Source organism: Mycobacterium sp. AMU20-3851 (assembly GCF_043974665.1).
GTDB lineage: Bacteria > Actinomycetota > Actinomycetes > Mycobacteriales > Mycobacteriaceae > Mycobacterium.
Genome location: NZ_CP146371.1, coordinates 1223349 through 1241203 on the forward strand (window position 1 = coordinate 1223349; position 17855 = coordinate 1241203).

General features: G+C 65.4%; 20 protein-coding genes. 15 read left to right on the plus strand and 5 right to left on the minus strand.

All coding sequences use genetic code 11. The annotated features are described in order from the left end of the window. Positions 1-25 precede the first annotated feature (25 nt). A complete protein-coding gene (locus V4U86_RS06070; RefSeq protein ID WP_395310386.1) occupies positions 26-391 on the plus strand; it encodes a GntR family transcriptional regulator in 366 nt (121 codons plus the stop codon). 17 nt (positions 392-408) lie between these two features. Here the strand turns inward: V4U86_RS06070 and V4U86_RS06075 are convergent, their stop codons facing one another. Beyond that, on the minus strand, positions 409-1611 hold the full coding sequence (locus V4U86_RS06075; protein WP_395310387.1) for a PucR family transcriptional regulator: 1203 nt from the start codon (positions 1609-1611) through the stop codon (positions 409-411). A 129-nt stretch (positions 1612-1740) separates the two neighbouring features. On the opposite strand from V4U86_RS06075, the gene V4U86_RS06080 reads away from it, so the two are divergent. After that, positions 1741-3201 (plus strand): flavin-containing monooxygenase, encoded by a 1461-nt coding sequence (locus V4U86_RS06080; RefSeq protein WP_395310388.1) that lies wholly within the window; start codon positions 1741-1743, stop codon positions 3199-3201. Here V4U86_RS06080 and V4U86_RS06085 read toward each other — a convergent pair. From V4U86_RS06085 to V4U86_RS06095, 3 genes are read right to left on the minus strand one after another with little or no spacing between them, the layout of a single operon-like run. Continuing rightward, complete coding sequence (locus V4U86_RS06085; protein ID WP_395310389.1) at positions 3198-4040, minus strand: class I SAM-dependent methyltransferase; 843 nt, start codon at positions 4038-4040, stop codon at positions 3198-3200. The genes V4U86_RS06080 and V4U86_RS06085 overlap by 4 nt on opposite strands. Before the next feature lie 22 nt (positions 4041-4062). Then, positions 4063-4578, minus strand: coding sequence for a DUF1697 domain-containing protein (locus V4U86_RS06090; RefSeq protein ID WP_395310390.1), 516 nt, complete (start codon positions 4576-4578; stop codon positions 4063-4065). Continuing rightward, the gene (locus V4U86_RS06095) at positions 4575-5408 is read right to left on the minus strand and encodes a class I SAM-dependent methyltransferase (RefSeq protein WP_395310391.1); all 834 of its coding nucleotides are present in this window, start codon (positions 5406-5408) and stop codon (positions 4575-4577) included. The genes V4U86_RS06090 and V4U86_RS06095 overlap by 4 nt, the downstream gene beginning before the upstream one ends. Before the next feature lie 31 nt (positions 5409-5439). Here V4U86_RS06095 and V4U86_RS06100 point away from each other — a divergent pair, with 31 nt between their 5' ends. Together V4U86_RS06100 and V4U86_RS06105 are read left to right on the plus strand one after the other, a co-directional pair. Further along, complete coding sequence (locus V4U86_RS06100; RefSeq protein ID WP_395310392.1) at positions 5440-5883, plus strand: PPOX class F420-dependent oxidoreductase; 444 nt, start codon at positions 5440-5442, stop codon at positions 5881-5883. Between the two features lie 48 nt (positions 5884-5931). After that, positions 5932-6102 (plus strand): DUF5302 domain-containing protein, encoded by a 171-nt coding sequence (locus tag V4U86_RS06105; protein WP_395310393.1) that lies wholly within the window; start codon positions 5932-5934, stop codon positions 6100-6102. Between the two features lie 206 nt (positions 6103-6308). Here V4U86_RS06105 and V4U86_RS06110 read toward each other — a convergent pair whose 3' ends face one another. After that, positions 6309-7328 carry a LacI family DNA-binding transcriptional regulator gene (locus V4U86_RS06110; protein ID WP_395310394.1) on the minus strand — a complete coding sequence of 340 codons (1020 nt, stop codon included), beginning with the start codon at positions 7326-7328 and terminating at the stop codon, positions 6309-6311. A gap of 368 nt (positions 7329-7696) precedes the next feature. Between V4U86_RS06110 and V4U86_RS06115 the strand changes: the two genes are divergently transcribed. The 11 genes from V4U86_RS06115 to V4U86_RS06165 all read left to right on the plus strand — a co-directional run bounded on the left by V4U86_RS06115 (position 7697) and on the right by V4U86_RS06165 (position 17807). Further along, on the plus strand, positions 7697-8560 hold the full coding sequence (locus V4U86_RS06115; protein ID WP_395310395.1) for a carbon-nitrogen hydrolase family protein: 864 nt from the start codon (positions 7697-7699) through the stop codon (positions 8558-8560). Between the two features lie 9 nt (positions 8561-8569). Beyond that, the gene (locus V4U86_RS06120) at positions 8570-9616 is read left to right on the plus strand and encodes a hypothetical protein (RefSeq protein ID WP_395310396.1); all 1047 of its coding nucleotides are present in this window, start codon (positions 8570-8572) and stop codon (positions 9614-9616) included. Beyond that, complete coding sequence (locus tag V4U86_RS06125) at positions 9597-10487, plus strand: ABC transporter ATP-binding protein (RefSeq protein WP_395310397.1); 891 nt, start codon at positions 9597-9599, stop codon at positions 10485-10487. Before V4U86_RS06120 ends, V4U86_RS06125 begins: the two co-directional genes overlap by 20 nt. Then, positions 10484-11314: an ABC transporter permease gene (locus V4U86_RS06130; RefSeq protein WP_395310398.1), complete on the plus strand. Its 831-nt coding sequence runs from the start codon at positions 10484-10486 to the stop codon at positions 11312-11314. The genes V4U86_RS06125 and V4U86_RS06130 overlap by 4 nt, the downstream gene beginning before the upstream one ends. 50 nt (positions 11315-11364) lie before the next feature. Beyond that, positions 11365-12075 (plus strand): ABC transporter permease, encoded by a 711-nt coding sequence (locus V4U86_RS06135; protein WP_395310399.1) that lies wholly within the window; start codon positions 11365-11367, stop codon positions 12073-12075. 81 nt (positions 12076-12156) lie between these two features. Further along, positions 12157-13230, plus strand: a complete 1074-nt coding sequence (locus tag V4U86_RS06140) for an ABC transporter substrate-binding protein (RefSeq protein WP_395310400.1) — start codon at positions 12157-12159, stop codon at positions 13228-13230. Between the two features lie 36 nt (positions 13231-13266). After that, positions 13267-14235 carry an amidohydrolase family protein gene (locus V4U86_RS06145; protein ID WP_395310401.1) on the plus strand — a complete coding sequence of 323 codons (969 nt, stop codon included), beginning with the start codon at positions 13267-13269 and terminating at the stop codon, positions 14233-14235. Between the two features lie 34 nt (positions 14236-14269). Further along, the gene (locus tag V4U86_RS06150) at positions 14270-15511 is read left to right on the plus strand and encodes an FAD-dependent monooxygenase (RefSeq protein WP_395310402.1); all 1242 of its coding nucleotides are present in this window, start codon (positions 14270-14272) and stop codon (positions 15509-15511) included. A 3-nt stretch (positions 15512-15514) separates the two neighbouring features. After that, entirely contained in the window at positions 15515-16288 is a 774-nt protein-coding gene (locus V4U86_RS06155) for a maleate cis-trans isomerase family protein (protein ID WP_395310403.1), read from the plus strand. Further along, positions 16285-16956 (plus strand): isochorismatase family protein, encoded by a 672-nt coding sequence (locus V4U86_RS06160; RefSeq protein WP_395310404.1) that lies wholly within the window; start codon positions 16285-16287, stop codon positions 16954-16956. Before V4U86_RS06155 ends, V4U86_RS06160 begins: the two co-directional genes overlap by 4 nt. Next, positions 16953-17807 carry an alpha/beta fold hydrolase gene (locus tag V4U86_RS06165; RefSeq protein ID WP_395310405.1) on the plus strand — a complete coding sequence of 285 codons (855 nt, stop codon included), beginning with the start codon at positions 16953-16955 and terminating at the stop codon, positions 17805-17807. Before V4U86_RS06160 ends, V4U86_RS06165 begins: the two co-directional genes overlap by 4 nt. Positions 17808-17855: the final 48 nt, after the last annotated feature.

Genomic DNA, 17855 nt, shown 5'->3' on the forward strand with positions numbered 1-17855 from the left:
ATCGTGCGTGCGACATACTGGGCACGTGGGAGGTCTGGGGGAGTGGGTACGGCTGGATCACCAGGCGGGATCCCCGTTGTTCGATCAGCTGCGGACGCAGATCATCGATGGTGTGCGCGACGGCCGTCTCACGCCCGGGACCCGGCTGCCGACGGTCCGTGATCTCGCCGGCCAGGTCGGACTGGCGGTGAACACCGTCGCCCGTGCCTACCGGGAGCTGGAAACCGCTGGTGTCCTCGAAACCCGGGGCCGGTTCGGGACTTTCGTGGCCAGCGTCGACCCCGCCGACAATGCGATGGCCGCCGCCGCCCACGCCTTTGCCGAAACGGCCCGGGCCCAGGGGCTCAGCAAGGCCGACGCGCTGCGCTACCTGGACGCTGCGTTCGACTGAACGTGGCTGTAGACCGGCTAACCGGTCCAGCGCAGCACGTCCAGTGCGACGGCCACGTCGACGCTGCACCGGGCCAGCGGAGCCGGGAGCAGTTCGTCGGCGCGCGCCAGCCGGCGCAGCAGGGTGTTGCGGTGCGTGTAGAGCCGGGCCGCCGCACGCGACGCGTTGCATTGACTGGCCACGAAAACCCTTACCGTGTCCTGTAATTCGGTCGCAGCGCCGACGAAATCGCCCAGCACACGACCGACGAACTCGGCTGCCCGGTCGGGGTCTGCGGTGATCAGCGAGACCAGCTCGACCTCGGTGAACTGCGCGACCTGCTGTGGTGAATGCAGCCGGGCCATCATCTGCTGGGTGGTGATGGCCTCGACATGACTGCGCCGGAATCCGCCCACCCCGTCGCCGGTGGTACCGATGGCGACCCGGACATCGGGGGACCCCGCGATCGAGTCGGCCACCGCGCCGGCGTCGACACCACCCGGCGTCCACACCCAGCGGGTCGCGGTGCTGGCCAGCACACTCAACGGCCGCGCGCCGCCGGACCGGCCGACCGCCTCGGCGGCGCGATCCAGCCGCGCCGGGTCCCCGGTCGGATGATCGGTCCAGACGACCGCGGCGGTGTGACGGCCGGTCAGCGCGTACCCGAGCCGGTGCTCGGCGCGGTCCCGGGGGATCGGGGCGCCCTCCAGCAACAGGTTGACGGTCTCGCGCCGCTCGGCGAGGCTGCCGCGGGTCAGCTCGTCGCGCTCCAGTTCGATCTGGGCGGCGATACCGGCCAGCGTCGTATCGACGAACGCGCTGATGGAACGCGAGCAAGCCTGCAACATGTCGTGCAGCTCGGCGGGCTCGGAGGTCAGCTCGAAGGCGATCTCCATCAGCCGGCGCCAGGCCACGCCCTCGCCCACCCGGTAGGCGTCGAGGGGAAACGCGTCGATGCCGCGGCGCACCAGCTCCCGGGCGATGGTCAGCGGCTCGGGCCCGGTGTTCGGTGGTACCGGTGCACCCGGGTCGCGGACGTTGGCGGTCGCCCAGAAGAACAGGTTGGCCCGGTTGCTGCGGCTCACCGCCGCGGCGAGCTCGGGATCGGCGGCGAGCGCGGGGTTCGCCGAGAGCACCGCCCGGTCGAGTTCGTCCAGCCATTCCGGCCGGGCGTTGACCACGATCTGCGCACATTGCCGGATCAACTCCCGGACCCGCGGCGACGGCAGTTCTTCGGCCATCACCCCACCCTAGGTTGGTGGTGCACTGTGCACTATGAAACCGGTGAACAGGTGTGTTCTGACCTGGTCGGCGGAGCCGCGGGGCGCGACGATCGATACATCGATCGCCCTTGCGGACAGGAGCAGGCCATGCAATCAGTTGACGTGTTGATCGTCGGTGCCGGAATCTCCGGGATCGGGGCCGCCTACTACCTGCAGCGCGATCACCCGGATCGCAGCTACACCATCCTGGAATCCCGGGGCAGCACCGGAGGCACCTGGGATCTGTTCCGCTATCCCGGACTTCGATCCGACTCCGATCTGCACACGTTCGGCTACGAGTTCAAACCCTGGCGCGACGACCACGCCATCGCCACCGCGGACAAGATCCTCGCCTATTTGCGCGAGACCGTGGACGAGAACGGCATCGAGTCCCACATCCGCTTTCACCACCGGGTCGTCGACGCGGCCTGGAGCAGCGCCGACGCCCGCTGGGTCGTCGACGTCGAGCACGACGGGAAACTGCTGCGCTTCAGCGCCAACTGGCTGTTCTGCGCCGGCGGCTACTACCGCTACGACCAGGGGTTCACACCGGAGTTCGCCGGGCGCGACCGGTTCACCGGGCAGATCGTGCACCCGCAGCACTGGCCCGAGGACCTCGACTACACCGGTAAGAAGGTGGTGGTCATCGGCAGCGGCGCCACCGCGGTGACGCTGGTGCCCGCGATGGCCGAGACCGCCGGGCACGTGACCATGCTGCAGCGTTCACCCACCTACGTGATGCCGGTGCCGGCCAAGGACAGCTTCGCGAACACCGCCCGCCGACTGTTCGGTGAGGACCGCGGATACGCCCTGGCCCGCCGCAAGAACATCGCCAAACAGCGTGCGGTGTACACGTTCTGCCAGAGGTATCCGACCGCGGCGCGTCGGCTGATCCGCCGCATCAACGCCGCCAAGCTGCCCGACGGGTACCCGGTCGACGAGCACTTCAGCCCGCGGTACAACCCATGGGATCAGCGGTTGTGCGCGGTACCCGACGCCGATCTGTTCGACGCGATCAGCAACGGCAGCGCCTCGGTGGTCACCGACCGGATCGCGACCTTCACCGAGACCGGTGTGCTGCTGGAGTCCGGTCGCGAACTCGACGCCGACATCATCGTCACCGCAACGGGTTTGAACGTCCAGCTGTTCGGTGGCATCACGCTCACCGTGGACGGCGAGCCGGTCGACTTCGCGCGGACGGTCGCCTACAAGGGCATCATGCTCAGCGGGGTGCCGAACTTCGCCTTCGCGTTCGGCTACACCAACTCGTCCTGGACGCTGAAGGTCGGGCTGCTCTGCGAGCACTTCTGCCGGCTGCTCACCCATATGGACGAGCGCGGATTCACCCACGTCCGGCCGGAACCCGAGGATCCGGGCATGCCCACCAAGCCGCTGCTGGACTTCGCCGCCGGGTACGTGCAACGCGCCGTCGACGAGATCCCGCGCCAAGGGGTCCGCGGTCCGTGGCGGATGACGATGAACTACACCATCGACGCCCAGGTATTGCGCAACGGCCCGGTCGCCGATCCCGGTCTGCGGTTTTTCAGCGCGGTACCGGTGGCGGTCTAAGCGAACTCCAGTCGGGTGGTCACCCCGCGCACCGGATCCAGCACCGGCAACCGGTGCGCGGCCCAGATCAGCGCGTTGAGCACCGCGCCACGGCCGGGCGGCAGCGGCACATCATGGGCGGCCCGGACGCCGGGGATGGTGTTGACCAGGTCAGCGGCCTGGGCCACCGACAGGCTGAACGGCATCGGCGGCACCTGGTAGCGCAGCGAGGGACGCAACAGACCCTTGCGCGCCCACCACGCGAACCAGTACGGCGGGAGATCGAACATCATCTGCGCGCCGGGGAAGCGCTTGGCGCATTCGGTGATCAGGCCGAGTGACTCGCTGGGCTGCAGATACATCAGCAGACCTTCGGCGGTGATGAACACCCCGTGCTCGGTGTCGATCTCGTCCATCCAGCTGTAGTCCAGGGCGGACTGGGCGCTGACCGAGATCCGGTCCGAAGGCGGCAGCAACTTCTCGCGCAGGGCCACGATCGGCGGGAGGTCGACCGTGTGCCAACGGAATTCGTTGCCGATGCCGGATGCGTCGAGGCGGTAGAAGCTGGTCTGCAGTCCCTCGGCGAGCGCCACCACCGTCGCCTTGGGGTGATCACGCAGGTACTTCGAGGACTCGCGGTCGAAGGCCAGTGCGCGCAGGGCCATGTCCTGGCGGCGGACGTGACCGAACTTGGCGAAGTCGAAGTCGATGGCGTCGACCAGTTCGATGGCCACCGGGTCGCGCAGGATCGCATCCGGCCTGCGGGCCTCGGTCGCCCGGACCAGCAGCGTGAGCAGGGCGGTCTCGGAGACTCCGGTCAACACGGTGCCGTCGGCCTTGCTGGTGGGGGATTTACTCATGGAGGCGAATGTACCGGCGGGCTCAGCGCAGCACTTTCTCCAGCGTCCGCAGGTTGCGGGTGGTGGTCGAGGATTTGTAGCGCTTCTTGCCCATCGTCTTGCCGATCGCGGAGGTCAGCGTCGCCGATCGGGCCACCTGCCAGTACAGCACCCCGTCACCGCGGGCCGCGGTCTCACCGGCGTCGGCGGCCAGCGTCACCAGCTCGTCGAGAACGGGCGGATCGCTGACGAAGGTGACATACGAATGGTGTTCGGGCACCTCGCGCTCGAACGGATAGTCCGCCGAGATCCGGGCGACGGTGTCGATGTCGTAGGCCAGCACCCAGGCGTCGTACCCGAATGCGTCGCGCAGTGCGGCCTCGGCGGTGCGGCGTACCGCCGCCGTCGACCCGGAACTGTTCAGCAGCACGTTGCCGCTGGCCAGGATCGTCTTCACCTCGGTGAACCCGGCGTCGGTGAACACCGCCGCCACATCGGCCATCTTGAGCGACACCCCACCGACGTTCACCCCGCGCAGGAACGCCGCGTAGCGGGTCATCGGCCGAACTCCAGCAGCGTGATGCTCGGTCGGTTCCGGCGGAACGCGCCGATCCGGTCCACAGCGGTGCTGCCGGCGAGCCGCCACGCGCCGCGGCCCGGCGGCAGGATGATGTCGCGTGCGCTGCGCACCCCGTCGACGGTGCCGGCCAGGGCCAGGCCCTCATCGGCGGTCATCGCGAACGGCATCGCCGGGGTCAGGTAGCGGTCCGAGAGCTTCAGCCCGGCCAACGTGCGCTTGCTGAGCCAGTGCGGGATCGAGTCGAACATCATCCGCCCGCCCGGGAATCTGGCCGCGCAATCGGCGATCAGGCTCAGCGAGTCCTCCGGCTCCAGGTACATCAGCAGGCCCTCGGCGGTGATGAACACCCCGTTGTCGGTGTTCACCCGGTCCATCCAGCTACGGTCCAGGGCGGACTGCGCCAGCTCGACGATCCGGTCATTGCGTGGCAGCAACTGTCGGCGAAGTTCCATCACCGGTTCCAGATCCACGGAGTACCAGGTCAATTCGTCGGCGACGCCGGCCCGGGCCAGCCGCCAGAAACTGGTCTGCAGGCCTTCGGCCAGGGCCACCACCGACGCCTTCGGATGCGCGGTCAGGTACTCGGTGGTCGCGGCGTCGAAGGCGCGGGCGCGCAACGCGTGGGACTGATTGGGTTTCCCGAACTTGCGGTAGTCGTAGGCGATGGCATCGAGCAGGGCGACTGCCCACGGATCCCGGATCACCCCGTCGGAGCGCTTGGCCTCGGTGCCGCGATTGTGCAAGGTCCAGAGCGTGGTCGCGGACACGCCCTCCAAACTCGTCCCGTCGATCCCGGTCAGACCACTCATGTCACCGATCGTAGAGTCGTACGCTCGTGGCATGGGGCGCCTGGTTTTCGATGACAAGCTGTTGGCACTGATCAGCGGGAACTCGCTGGGAGTGCTGGCCACCATCAAGAGGGACGGCCGGCCGCAGTTGTCCAACGTGTCCTACTACTTCGACGCGCCCCACATGGCGATCCAGGTCTCGATCACCGAACCACGGGCCAAGACCCGCAATCTGCGCCGCGACCCCCGCGCCTCCATCCACGTGTCCTCCGACGACGGGTGGGCCTACGCCGTCGCCGAGGGCGACGCGGTGCTGACCGCGCCCGCAGGGGCACCCGATGATGACACCGTCGAGGCGCTGATCGCGTTGTACCGCAACATCGCCGGGGAGCATCCGGACTGGGACGACTACCGCCGGGCGATGGTCGATGACCGCCGGGTACTGATGACCCTGCCGATCTCGCATCTGTACGGGATGCCGCCCGGACGGCGTTGACGAGCGCTTGCGCGAGGATTATCGGGCGCGCGGGGCTACGCTGAACCCATGGCCGACGAGACACCGGAAGACGACAACAAGCGTAAGTTCCGGGAGGCGCTGGAACGGAAGAAGTCGCAGGCCGCCGCGGGGACATCGCACGCTGACGGCGGCCGCAAGCAGTCGAAGGCCCACGGCGCGGTGGAGAACCGCCGGGAGTTCCGTCGTAAGAGCGGTTAGCGATCGCGCGATGTCCCGGTAGTCCCGCTATTACCTGCTCCGGGCCGTCGACCTGCGTTTTCGTTCACGGCACCTCGATAAGTCGCTGATCTGGTGTGCCGCCAAGCGCCTTGGACGCTGTTCGTGGCACAATTTCTCACCTCGTGGTGTGAGCGCTTGTGGTGCGAGATGTCGGCGGAGGTCGCCCAGGCGACGCAACTTGGCTGTCAGCCGGTGGTGGACTCGCGAACGATCAGTTCGGTCGGCAGCGTCGTCGATAGTGTCGGCAGGCCGTGCAGGACGGTCAGCAACGTCTGAACCGCACGAACACCCATTTCGGCCAGCGGACTTCTGATGGTGGTCAGTGGCGTCATGAGTTCGGCAGCCACCGGCACATCGTTGTACCCGGCGACGGCGACGTCCGCGCCCGGACGTCGCTTCGCCGCCCGTAGGGCGCCCATCACCCCGATGGCTGAAAAGTCGTTCACCGCAAAGATCGCAGTCGGGGGGCGCTGCCGCTCCAACAATTCGAGGGTGCCGCGATGACCGTGCTCCGCATCGAAGCCGAGTTCGAGGATGTTGGATCGCGGCACAATCGTTCCGGCCTCGGCGAGCGCATCGACGCACCCGGCGACGCGATCGACACTCGTGCTCGCCCAAGCCGGCCCCGCAATGATTCCCACGTCGGTGTGTCCAAGTGCTGCAAGGTGTTCGCCGATCTGCCTGCCGCCACGGTAGTCATCGCCGCATACTGACAAATGGCCTGGGCTGCGCCGGGAAACCAGGACGAATCGAACCTTTCGCCGTTGTAGCTCTGCGAGATTCGTCCCATCGAGATGGGCATCGCCGAGGATCAGTCCATCGACGCGCCGCCCGATCAACAGCTCGAACCGGCGCATCTGCTCCATGGGTTCATCGTGGGTGTTGGCGACGAACGTCTCATATCCGGCACGATCCGCTTCGCCTTCGATCGCGTCGTAAACCAGAGACAGCACGATATCGGTCAGGTGCGGCACCAGCACGCCGATCGTCGTTGATCGGTTGGTGGTCAGGCTGGCGGCGTTCGGATTCGGGACATAGCGCAGTTCCTTGGCCAGCGCTGCGATTCGCGCGTCGGCGGCGCTGACATCTGCTCCCGGCATGGCGGCGCGCCGCAGGGCCCGCGAGACGGTGGATATATGAACGCCCGCGGCCTCGGCGACGGTACGCAGGGTGACCGGTCCGCTGGGCGTTTCTCGCTCCGCCACCAGATCTCCTCCCATCTCCCGTCCCACGTCCGGATAAGCGCAGGCAACCGTTCGCGCAAAGGTAGCGCAATACTGGCATGTACCTCGACAAGAGTCCTGGGTAGTGCGTCTGATCGCGTGGCCAGGCCTCCTTCTAATTGACGTGGCTGATGTTTGCTGTAGCGGCGACGTGATCCATGTCTCAAAGGTCTCTAACTGGCTCGATGGCGAGATGTTACGTCCGTGTTGCGCGATTCCCCCGGTCATTTCCTGTTGCAACAATTTGCCCGTAGCGCTTGACGAGGGTTCCGACTGCTGTCAGTCTTGGGGTCAATCGGCTGTGCAACCGCTTGCAGGATCGGTTGCGCAACAGCATGGAAAGGGTCCTGATGCATCTCGCAGGTGGGCGACAGATCACTGTGGGCGGTGTGCAGGTAAATGCCGAAATCGGTCATTGGGACCGCAACCTGGCGCGGGTGGAACAGGAACTACGGGCCGGCAGGAGCGGGAAAGGGCAGCTGGTGGTGTTGCCCGAGCTGTTCGGCAACGGATACGTCTTCGACACCGCATACGCCGAACCGCCGCTGGGGCCTACCGTGCGCAGACTCATCGCGCTCGCAGCTGAGCTCGACCTGGTGATCGCCACGGCCGTGTATGTGCGGACGGAATCCGGTGACTTCACCGATCGTGCCTATGTGATCGGCCCGTCCGGGGTGCTGGGAACAGCGGACAAGGGCTACCTTTGGGGGCCTGAAGTGGAAGTGCTGACCGCGAGCGACCGCACAGGCGTCGTGGTGAAGACGCATGTCGGGACTATCGGTGTCGCCATCTGCTACGAGGCGGGCTTCCCCGAGATGGTTCGTGAACTGGTACTCCGAGGTGCTGAGCTCATCGCGGTACCAGCCGCTTTCGGACTCACTCGGTTACATGCCTGGGAGCTGATGACCCGCTCGCGAGCGCTGGAGAACGGGTGCTTCCTGGTTGCTGCCGGACTTACCGGAAGTGACGGCCGAGGCGGCGAGTTCGCCGGCCACAGTCGGATCGTCGGCCCCCGGGGCGAAGTGATGGCCGGCCTCGGCCGGGAAGAGGGGATGGTGACCTGCGAGGTCGATCTCGCGGATATGGACGTGGCGCGGTCCGAAATCCCCTACCTGCGCTCGCTTGCCATGCGTCGTTCGGTCAAGAACGCCACGGCCGCACAGCTCGCCCCCGCAGTACTGACGTCCGAATCGCCTGAAAACGTAATGAACTGAGGAATCTTGATGATCGACTTCGAAAGCGTCGACCTTGTATCGACGTTTCGCGCCGAACTCGAGCTGTGCAAGGTGCATGACGGCGAGCACGTGGTGATTCTCTCCGAACCCAGCAGTAGATCCGACTATGTGTCCGCCACCTTCGCAGCAGCCAAATCCTTGGGAGCACACGTTATCTCAGCGGTGGTGCCCGGGGGATCGGCAGCCCCCACACCCTCGACCCACACCGGTTCCGGACCCGGTCTGGTCTCCGTGCTCCAGGACAACGTTGCCCAGGAACTGTTGAAGAACGCCGATCTGGTAGTGGACCTCACCCGTGAGGGCTTCATCCACGCCCCGGCGCAGCAGTCCATCCTCGCCGCCGGTACGCGCATCATCTTCGTGTGCGACGCGCCGGAAGTGCTCATCCGCAACATGCCGACGCCCGGGGACAAAGACCGCGCACTGGCGGCCGTCGCCGCGGCCGAGGCCGCCGCGACCATGGTGGTCAGGTCGTCGCACGGCACCGAGTTGACGGTGGACATGGCCAACGCGCACCCAGGATTCCAGACCGGCTTCGCCGATGATCCGGGCCGGTGGGACCACTGGCCGTCGACGATGATGCTGTGCTGGCCCCAGATCAGCGAGGGCACAGTTGTGTTGGCGCCCGGAGATATCCTGCTGCCGTTCAAGGAGTACGTACGCGACGCGGTCCGGCTGTCGGTGGTGGCCGGTCAGATCGAAAAAGTCAGCGGCGGTGGTGAAGCGGCGATGCTGGAGCAATACTTCATCGATTCGAATGACAAGTGGGCGCGCTACCTCAGTCACATGGGCTGGGGTCTTATGCGATCGGCCGACTGGTTCGCCACCGCGATGTACTCCAAGCACGAAATAATGGGAATGGACGCCCGCGCTTACGCGGGCAACTTCCTCTGGTCGACCGGCCCGCATCCATATCTCGGGCGGGATTCCTACGCGCACCTCGATATCGCCATGCGCGGCTGCACCATTGAGCTCGACGGGGCGCCAGTTGTCGTCAACGGATACCTGATCGACGATGAGCGGTCTAACCCATGACCAAACCAACGGCACTCTACTTCGCTCGGAAAGGTTCGCTATGACAATACAACTCGACACAAACCGGCCTGGCGAAGGAATCAATCACGCGGCTCAGGTCGACATCCAGAACGTGAGTCTGACGTTCGAGACCAAGCGGTCGGGGCGGGTGCAGGCGCTGGAGGACTTCAGTCTCACCATCGAGCCAGGCACCTTCTGTTGCATCGTAGGCCCCAGTGGCTGCGGAAAGTCCACTCTGCTCAGAATCATCGACGGCTTGCAGAAGCCGGACTCAGGCCGGGTCTTGCTCAACGGCACGGCCATCGAAAAGCCAACCCTGGACATCGGATTCGTGTTCCAGCGCTATAACCTGTTGCCGTGGCGCTCGGTGCTGGCGAATGTCGAGTTCGGCCTGGAGAACCTGGGCGTACCCAAGGAGAAACGCCGCGAGACGGCCACCCACTGGATGAAAGTGGTGGGACTGGAGGGCTTCGAGCAGCACTATCCGGGGCAGCTTTCCGGCGGTATGCAGCAGCGGGTCGGTCTGATCCGGGCGCTGGCGATCGATCCCAAGATCCTGTTGATGGACGAGCCGTTCGGTGCGGTCGATGACCTCACCCGGATGAAACTGCAGGAAGAATTGCTCAATCTGTGGGAGCGCGACAACAAGACCGTCGTGTTCGTCACCCACGACATCGAAGAGGCGCTCTATCTTGCCGACAAGGTGATCGTCATGAGCGCTCGGCCCGGTCGGATCAGCGAGGTCTTCGATGTCGACCTGCCCCGGCCGCGGAATCCGGAGATTCGGGCGCTGCCCGATTTCGCCAAGCTCAAGGGTGAGGTCCTGCGCTGCCTGCACCTGACGGGTTCTGCCGGAGAGGACCGCCAGTGACCATCACTGCGGTCGAGGAGTCGCAGCGCCCATCCGGTGAGCCGGGCACCGAGGGCAAGCGCCCGTCGATGTCGAAGAAGCGCAAGCATTTCTGGATGCGCGTCGTGGCATATGGCGGGATACTCGCGGTGTGGCAGATCACGGCCATGATCCAGGGGCCGTTCTTCCTGCCGACCATCCCCGAGGTATTGGCTGCGATGCCCGAACTGGTCAGCGCGGGTTACACCGCCACGCTGGCGGTCAGCATCCAGCAGCTGATCATCGGCTTCGTACTGTCGCTGGCGATCGCCATCCCGTTGGGCGCCTTGATGGGTGCCTCCAAAGTGGTGGACGCGGCGCTCACCCCGTTCGTCAACGCGCTGTACGTGACCAGCAAGGAGTCGCTGCTGCCCCTGCTGATCATCATCTTCGGTGCACAGCTCGGTTACCTGGTGTCGGTAGTGGTCTTCTTCGCGGTGTTCTTCCCGATCATGAACACCGCGGCCGGCGTCCGGTACGTGGAGGGCTCGCTGTCGGAGATGGCGAATGCCTTCTGCACCAGCAGGTGGCGCATGTACACCCGGATATACCTGCCAGCGGCCGCGCCGTTCGTGGTGGCCGGCGTGCGCCTGGGTCTGGGCATGGCGATCAAGGGGATGGTGATCGCCGAGTTGTGGATCTCCATCGGAACAGGCCACCTGCTGCGGCAGTTCGGCGCGCTGCGTGAGCTCGATCTTTACTTCGCCCTGGCCATCCTGGTGATTGCCATCGCGTTGTTCGCGGACAAGATCCTCTATCTGATCGAGACCCGTCTGCTCCGTGGGACGACGAAGGCCGGAGGCCAGTGATGAACAAGCTGGATACGAAGTACGGGCTGATGGCCGTCTCGGTGACTGCGGTGCTGGCGGCACTGACGATCTGGCAGATCGCCGGAACCTACGGCGACCTCTTCTGGCTGCTGCCGCCGTCGGAGATACTGGCCGCTACCTGGTCGGAGAGCATCAACGGAGCGTTACCCGCCGCTGCGGCACAGACACTATTGATCGCCCTGATCGGTGTCGTGGTGGGCTCCGTGCTCGGCGTGGCGGTCGGCGCGCTGATGGGCTACTACGACGCGTGGAACGCTGTGCTCGATCCGCTGGTAAAGATCGGCTTCGCGGCACCACTGGTGATGCTGGTCCCGGTGATCTCGATCTATTTCGGGATGGGCACCACGGCGAAGATCGCGTTCACCGTACTGTTCTGCATTTTCATCGTAATCATCAACACCGCAGCGGGATTGCGCGAGGTACCCGACGAGGTAATGGAGATGGCGCGGGCCTTCGAGGTGACTCCGCGGGCGATGATGGCGCGCATCCTGATCCCCTGGGCCGGACCGTACATCCTGACCGGCATCCGGATGTCTGTGGGACGCAGCATTCAGGGTGCGCTGATCGCGGATCTGTTCCTGCGGGCGGAGGGCCTGGGTCTCTACATGATCAAGGCGGGGAGTTCGTTCGAATTGGACCACCTGTATGCGGCCGTACTGGTGTTGACGGTGCTGGGGGCGCTCGTCATGTCCATGGCGAAAGCAGGAGAGAACCGGCTGCTCGCGTGGAAAACAGCCTGAACCAATAAGGCAACGGGCCTGTTCGACGACGTCGGGCCCACATCTGGAAAACCCAACCCCTCCAATCGATTAGGAATCGTCATGACGTCAGTAACCCGTACTTTCAATTCCCGTCCGTGGACCATCGTCGCTGCCGCGTGCGCCGCGGCCTCCCTGGCCGCTTGTTCGAGCCCCACCTCACAGGAGCAAGCGGACGCCAGCGGGAAGCTGCGTTCGGTGCAGGTCGCCTGGAGCACCTCGGGAGATGCCTACGTGCCCCAGGCACAGGGCCCCTGGCGGTTTGGCGAACAGTTCGGTCTCGACCAGAAGAAGGACGACATCACGGAGCTGTCCTCCCATGCCACCGCGGTGCAACTGCTGCTCTCGGACCGCGCGGAGGTCGTGACGGGATCGTTCACCGCCTTCGTCAAGACCATCCAGCAGGGGCACGACCTGCGGCTGTTCTGCCCCATTCAGGGGGCGCTTACCGATGAGGTGGTGGGAATCGGCGACGTTACCAGCATCGAGCAGCTCACCGACCCGAATGTCTCTGTCGCCGTCGATAGTCCAGGCGGTCTGGTGGACCACGTGTTCAACCATGTGTTCGAGGCGAACGGTCTGGACATCGTGGTTGCCGACCTGCCCAACGTGCAGATCCTCGAGGACGGCGGCCTCCGGCTCGCGGCGTTGGCCTCCGGGGAAGCTCAGGTCGCCGTGCTCGATCCGTTCGAGATCGCCCAACTCAAGGCGCAGCGCGATGACGTCAACACCCTCAGCGTCGTTGCCGAGGACATGAACTCGGTGGGCTTCGTATATGCCGCCACCAAGGAATGGCTGGACAACAACCAGGATCGTGCCGCGGCATTCTGCGCCTCGGTACTCGAGGCCAACAAGGTGGGCCTGGAGGATTTCGAGGCCTACACCGAGTGGTCCAACGAAGCGATGGATCCTGCTCCAGCCAAGGAGACCCTGGAGGTGAACTGGAACCGCGCCAACGAATTCGGTGTGTGGCCCACCGACATCTCGACGCTCTCACCCGAGACGGTCAAGACGGACCTCGAGGTCGCTGTGCGCGCCGGTCAGCTCGACCCGTCCGCGCTGGAACTCAGCTATGAGGACATCGTCGACATCAAGCCTGCCGAGAAGGCCGTCGAACTGCTCAACGACCAGCAGTGACCCGAGTCCCACCGGAAGAGAGGAAGCCCCGGCTCCATGATCGTTGATTGCCAATGGCATTGGCACCCGCCCGCGCTGATCGATCTGCACCTGGGACGCACCGACTACCCGCGCGCCTCGCGGACCGACGAGGGCTACCTGTACGAGGTCTCCGAAGACGAGATCTGGAAGTACGATGCGCGTCACACGGATCTGGATTTCCAGGTCAAGGTGCTCGACAGTTCGGGTATCGACACCGCGGTCGTCAGCGCGTCGATCGCGGGCGACCTGAGCGACCGCGACCACGGTGAAGCCGCCGAACTATGCACATTGCTCAACGAGGAGATGCGCCGAGCGGAGGTCACCTACCCCGATCGCTTCATCGGGCTCGCCCATCTTCCGTTCGGCGACGTCACCGCGGCCATGAAGGTTCTGGAGGACGCCACTGGCAGGCTGAACCTCAGCGGGATCATGGTGCCCGGCAATGTGGCTGGGGAAACCATTGCCACCGAACGTCTTTACCCGTTGTACGAGATGGTCGAAGCCCTCGGTGTGCCGCTGCTGCTGCATCCAACCCGAACATTCCGGTCACCCAAGGCGCTTCCGTACCGGATGGAGGTGTCGCTCGGCTACATGTTCGACACCAGCTTCGCGACGATGGGGTTGATCGTCGGTGGCGTGCTCGATCGGTTCCCGAACCTCAAGATCGTGCATCCACATGCCGGTGGCACCTTGCCCTACCTGCACGGTCGCCTGGAGGTGTACCGGACCAAGGGATGGTGGCCCGACATGAAGCGCTCCTTCCGGGAGTATCTGCAGACCCTCTACTTCGACACGGTCTGCAATGAGCCCGAGACGCTGGAGTTGCTGATGAAGATCGTGCCGGCAGAGCAGATCCTGTTCTCGACCGACTTCCCGTACTTCTCCTCACGCAAGGCCCTGGAGTTCGTTCGGGCGAACGTTTCTGCCGAACACCTCGACGGTGTGCTCGGCGAGAACGCGCTCCGGCTATTCGGGCGCCTCTGATCTCGTTTTGTATCCAAGAAAGGTGTCAACATCGATGCTCGATGACCGAATTGTGATCGTCGGCGGCGGGATCGCTGGACTCAGCCTCGCCCTGCACCTCTATCAGCGGGGTGTTGCGTGCCACGTGTACGAGGCGGCCCCCGCGCTCCGGCCGCTCGGAGTGGGGATCTCGCTGCTGCCACACGGCACGAAGGCATTGGTGGAGCTCGGCCTGCTGGAAGAATTGCGCAAGCGCGCCGTCGTTTTCCAGGAATCCTGCTTCGTCACCAGCAAGGGGCAGTTCGTCCACACCGACCCCGCTGCCTCTGAGTACCCGCAGTTCCTGATCCACCGTGCCGATCTGCACGAAGTGCTCTACAACGCCGTGGTGGAGCGGCTCGGCGCCGACGCCGTGACACTGGGACACACCAGCACCGGTGTGGAGGAGACCGCGGAGGGCGCCGTCGTGCACTTCGTCGACTCGCAGAGTCAGGAACCCCTACCGTCGCAATCGGGCCGGGCGGTGATCGCCTGCGATGGAATCCATTCCAGCATCCGTGCGCAGTTCTATCCCGACGAGGGCGCACCCGTCTTCACCGGTGTGAACATGTGGCGGGGGACCACGATTCACCCGCCGATCGCCTCGGGCGGTTCACATCTCCGGATCGGCACCGTCGACCGCGGCAAGATGGTGATCTACCCGATCCGTAATCTGCCCGACGGCAATCAGCTGGTGAACTGGGTCGCCGAGATTCGCCAAGAGGAGTCGGGGCCGGTCGACTGGAGTGTCGCGGGACGGGTCGAGGATGTGCTGCCCGCGTTTGCGGACTGGACGTTCGACTGGCTCGATGTGCCGGCCTTGATCAGGAATGCCGAGGCCATCCTCGAGTACCCGATGTCGGACCGAGATCCGGTGGACCGTTGGACCTTCGGGCACGTCACGCTTGTCGGCGATGCCGCGCACGCGATGATTCCTCGGGGATCCAACGGCGCGATGCAGGCGATTCTCGACACGGTCGCCCTTGCCGACGCGATTGCCGAGGAGTCCGATGTGGCTGCGGCACTGGTCCGGTATGAGCTGGCCCGCCGGGACGCTGCCAACGCGCTGGTCCTGAAGAACCGCTCCACCCCACCGGACCACCTCATCGAGGTCGTGGAGACGCGCACGGACTACCAACGTTTCGAGCGGGTGGAAGACGTGATCACGACCGAGGAGATCCACGCCATCCTGGACAGTTACAAATCCGCAGCGGGCTATAACAAGGCGACGCTGGCGCAGGCCTCGAAAGGCGCTTGACACATGACTGTGCACCACATCGGCATGATCGTGCCGAGTTCGAACCTGACGATGGAGACCGAGCTGCCACGCATGTTGCGGTCCCGGCAAGGCGTCATCCCCGAGGACGATTTCGTCTTCCACACCAGCCGGATGCGCATGCAGCACGTGACGCCAGAGGGGTTGCGTGCCATGAATTCTCAGACCGAGCGAGCTGCGCTGGAAATGGCGGACGCCCGCCCGGACGTCGTGAGCACCGCCTGTCTGGTCGCGATCATGGCGCAGGGACCCGGTCACCACTGTGTCGCGGAGGATCAGATCACTGCGACGTTGCGGAGCGAGGGCGCCGACGCGCCGGTGATTTCCAGTGCCGGAGCGCTTCTGGAGGGAATCGAGACCCTCAAAGCGCGTCGGGTGGCGATCCTGACGCCCTACCTCAAGCCGCTCACGAAACTCGTCGTGGACTACATCGAGGACGCCGGGGTCGAGGTGGTCAGCGCGCACAGCCTTGAGGTATCGGACAACCTGGCAGTCGCCCGACTCGACCCGGCGGACCTGCGTGAGCACTACAAGAAGCTGGACCTCAGCAATGCCGACGCGCTGGTCCTCTCGGCCTGTGTCCAGATGCCCTCGCTGGCCGCGGTGCAGCCCGTCGAGGACGAGGCGGGATTGCCGGTGCTGACGGCAGCGGTCGCGACGACGTACTCGATTCTGAGCCGCCTGGGGCTTCGGCCGCTGGTTCCCAACGCGGGGCGTCTGCTCAGCGGCGCATTCGACACCGAAGGCGTCGCGCCATGACCGGCCGGTATGGAGCAGCGACCGACGACACCTATGAGCAGGCCGGTTTCGGTGCCGCGGTGCGCCGTGGCCGGCGACCGGTGATCGTTGTCGTCGACCTCAGCTGCGGATTCACCGAGGCTGGATTCCCGACCGGCACCGACCTCACCGACGTCGTCACGAGCACCGGGCAACTGATCGAGTCGGGTCGGGCGGCGGGTGTGCCGGTGGTGTTCACCACGATTGCCTACACGCCCGCCGAGATCAACGGGTCGGTGGTGACTTGGCTGGGCAAGGCTACCGGCATGCGAAACCTCCGAGTCGGCAGTCCGGAATCGACCCTCGATCCCAGATTGCCGCTGCGCGAAGAGGATCAGCAGATCGTGAAGAAGGGTGCCTCCGCGTTCTTCGGCACCCCGCTGGCGTCGGCGCTGGTCGCTCATGGGTGCGATACGGTGCTGATCTGCGGAGCTACCACCAGCGGCTGCGTCCGTGCGACCGTGGTCGACGCCGTGCAGTCGGGATTCTCGGTCCTGGTGATTCGCGAATGTGTCGGTGACCGCGCCCCAGGACCGCACGAGGCGAACTTGTTCGATATCCAGGAGAAGTACGGTGACGTCATCACTTTGGACGATGCGATCGGCTATCTGGGCGAGTTGGCGTCCGCTGCCACGGTGAGTCCGTCGTGACCGGCAGGGCGGTCGGTCGGTGCATACGCCAGGACGCGTTGGCAGACCTGGCAGATGTCCCCGCGGTCAGCAGGTGGGTGCGCTCGGCAGAACTTCGTCTGCATGTGCTGGACTATGGCGGAGAACTTCCTCCGGCCGTGATACTGCCGGGTATCACCAGCCCGGCGATCTGCATGGACTTCGTGGCGCGGCGGCTCACCGATCTGGTGCGACCCATAGTCGTCGACGTCCGCGGGCGCGGACTGTCCGATGACGGTGACGACTACGACCTCGACGCGTACGCCGAGGACACCGAAGCCGTCATCGGTGGACTTGCGCTGGATCGCCCCGTGCTGCTGGGGCATTCCATGGGTGCCCGGATAGCCGCGCTGACAGCGGCGCGGGCCAAGGTCCCGCTGCGGGGGACGGTGTTGGTCGATCCGCCGACGAGCGGACCCGGTCGAGATCCCTATCCCACGACGCTGGACATGTTCCTCGCCCAACTGGCGCAGGCCCGGAACGGGACGACGGCCGACGAGGTGGCACAGTCGTGGCCGCGGTGGCCCCGGCGCGAACAGGAATTGCGTGCCAGGTGGCTGGCCAGTTGCTCCGAAGACGCCATCGTCGCCACCCATCGAGGCTTCGAGACCGAGGACTTCTTCGCGACGTGGCCCGCGGTGCCGGCGCCCACTGTCTTCGTGTACGGCGCACAGAGTCCGGTGGTACCGGCCGCGAGCGTGCGGGAGGTCGAGCAGACCAACCCGCATGCGGAACTGGTCGAGGTGCCGTCCGCCGGCCACATGGTGTTCTGGGACAACCCCGATGCCGCACTGGAATCGGTGCGGGGCGCGTTGTCTGCCACCCTCACCTGAGGACAGCAGCGGAACACGAACCGGCGGCGGTAGTTCACAGGGGTGTGA

Excerpts from the sequence above, each read along its gene's own strand:
- V4U86_RS06075 (WP_395310387.1), bottom strand. The coding sequence starts at position 1,611 with ATGGCCGAAGAACTGCCGTCGCCGCGGGTCCGGGAGTTGATCCGGCAA.
- V4U86_RS06080 (WP_395310388.1), top strand. The coding sequence starts at position 1,741 with ATGCAATCAGTTGACGTGTTGATCGTCGGTGCCGGAATCTCCGGGATC.
- V4U86_RS06085 (WP_395310389.1), bottom strand. The coding sequence starts at position 4,040 with ATGAGTAAATCCCCCACCAGCAAGGCCGACGGCACCGTGTTGACCGGA.
- V4U86_RS06090 (WP_395310390.1), bottom strand. The coding sequence starts at position 4,578 with ATGACCCGCTACGCGGCGTTCCTGCGCGGGGTGAACGTCGGTGGGGTG.
- V4U86_RS06095 (WP_395310391.1), bottom strand. The coding sequence starts at position 5,408 with ATGAGTGGTCTGACCGGGATCGACGGGACGAGTTTGGAGGGCGTGTCC.
- V4U86_RS06100 (WP_395310392.1), top strand. The coding sequence starts at position 5,440 with ATGGGGCGCCTGGTTTTCGATGACAAGCTGTTGGCACTGATCAGCGGG.
- V4U86_RS06105 (WP_395310393.1), top strand. The coding sequence starts at position 5,932 with ATGGCCGACGAGACACCGGAAGACGACAACAAGCGTAAGTTCCGGGAG.
- V4U86_RS06115 (WP_395310395.1), top strand. The coding sequence starts at position 7,697 with ATGCATCTCGCAGGTGGGCGACAGATCACTGTGGGCGGTGTGCAGGTA.
- V4U86_RS06120 (WP_395310396.1), top strand. The coding sequence starts at position 8,570 with ATGATCGACTTCGAAAGCGTCGACCTTGTATCGACGTTTCGCGCCGAA.
- V4U86_RS06125 (WP_395310397.1), top strand. The coding sequence starts at position 9,597 with ATGAGCGGTCTAACCCATGACCAAACCAACGGCACTCTACTTCGCTCG.
- V4U86_RS06140 (WP_395310400.1), top strand. The coding sequence starts at position 12,157 with ATGACGTCAGTAACCCGTACTTTCAATTCCCGTCCGTGGACCATCGTC.
- V4U86_RS06145 (WP_395310401.1), top strand. The coding sequence starts at position 13,267 with ATGATCGTTGATTGCCAATGGCATTGGCACCCGCCCGCGCTGATCGAT.
- V4U86_RS06150 (WP_395310402.1), top strand. The coding sequence starts at position 14,270 with ATGCTCGATGACCGAATTGTGATCGTCGGCGGCGGGATCGCTGGACTC.
- V4U86_RS06155 (WP_395310403.1), top strand. The coding sequence starts at position 15,515 with ATGACTGTGCACCACATCGGCATGATCGTGCCGAGTTCGAACCTGACG.
- V4U86_RS06160 (WP_395310404.1), top strand. The coding sequence starts at position 16,285 with ATGACCGGCCGGTATGGAGCAGCGACCGACGACACCTATGAGCAGGCC.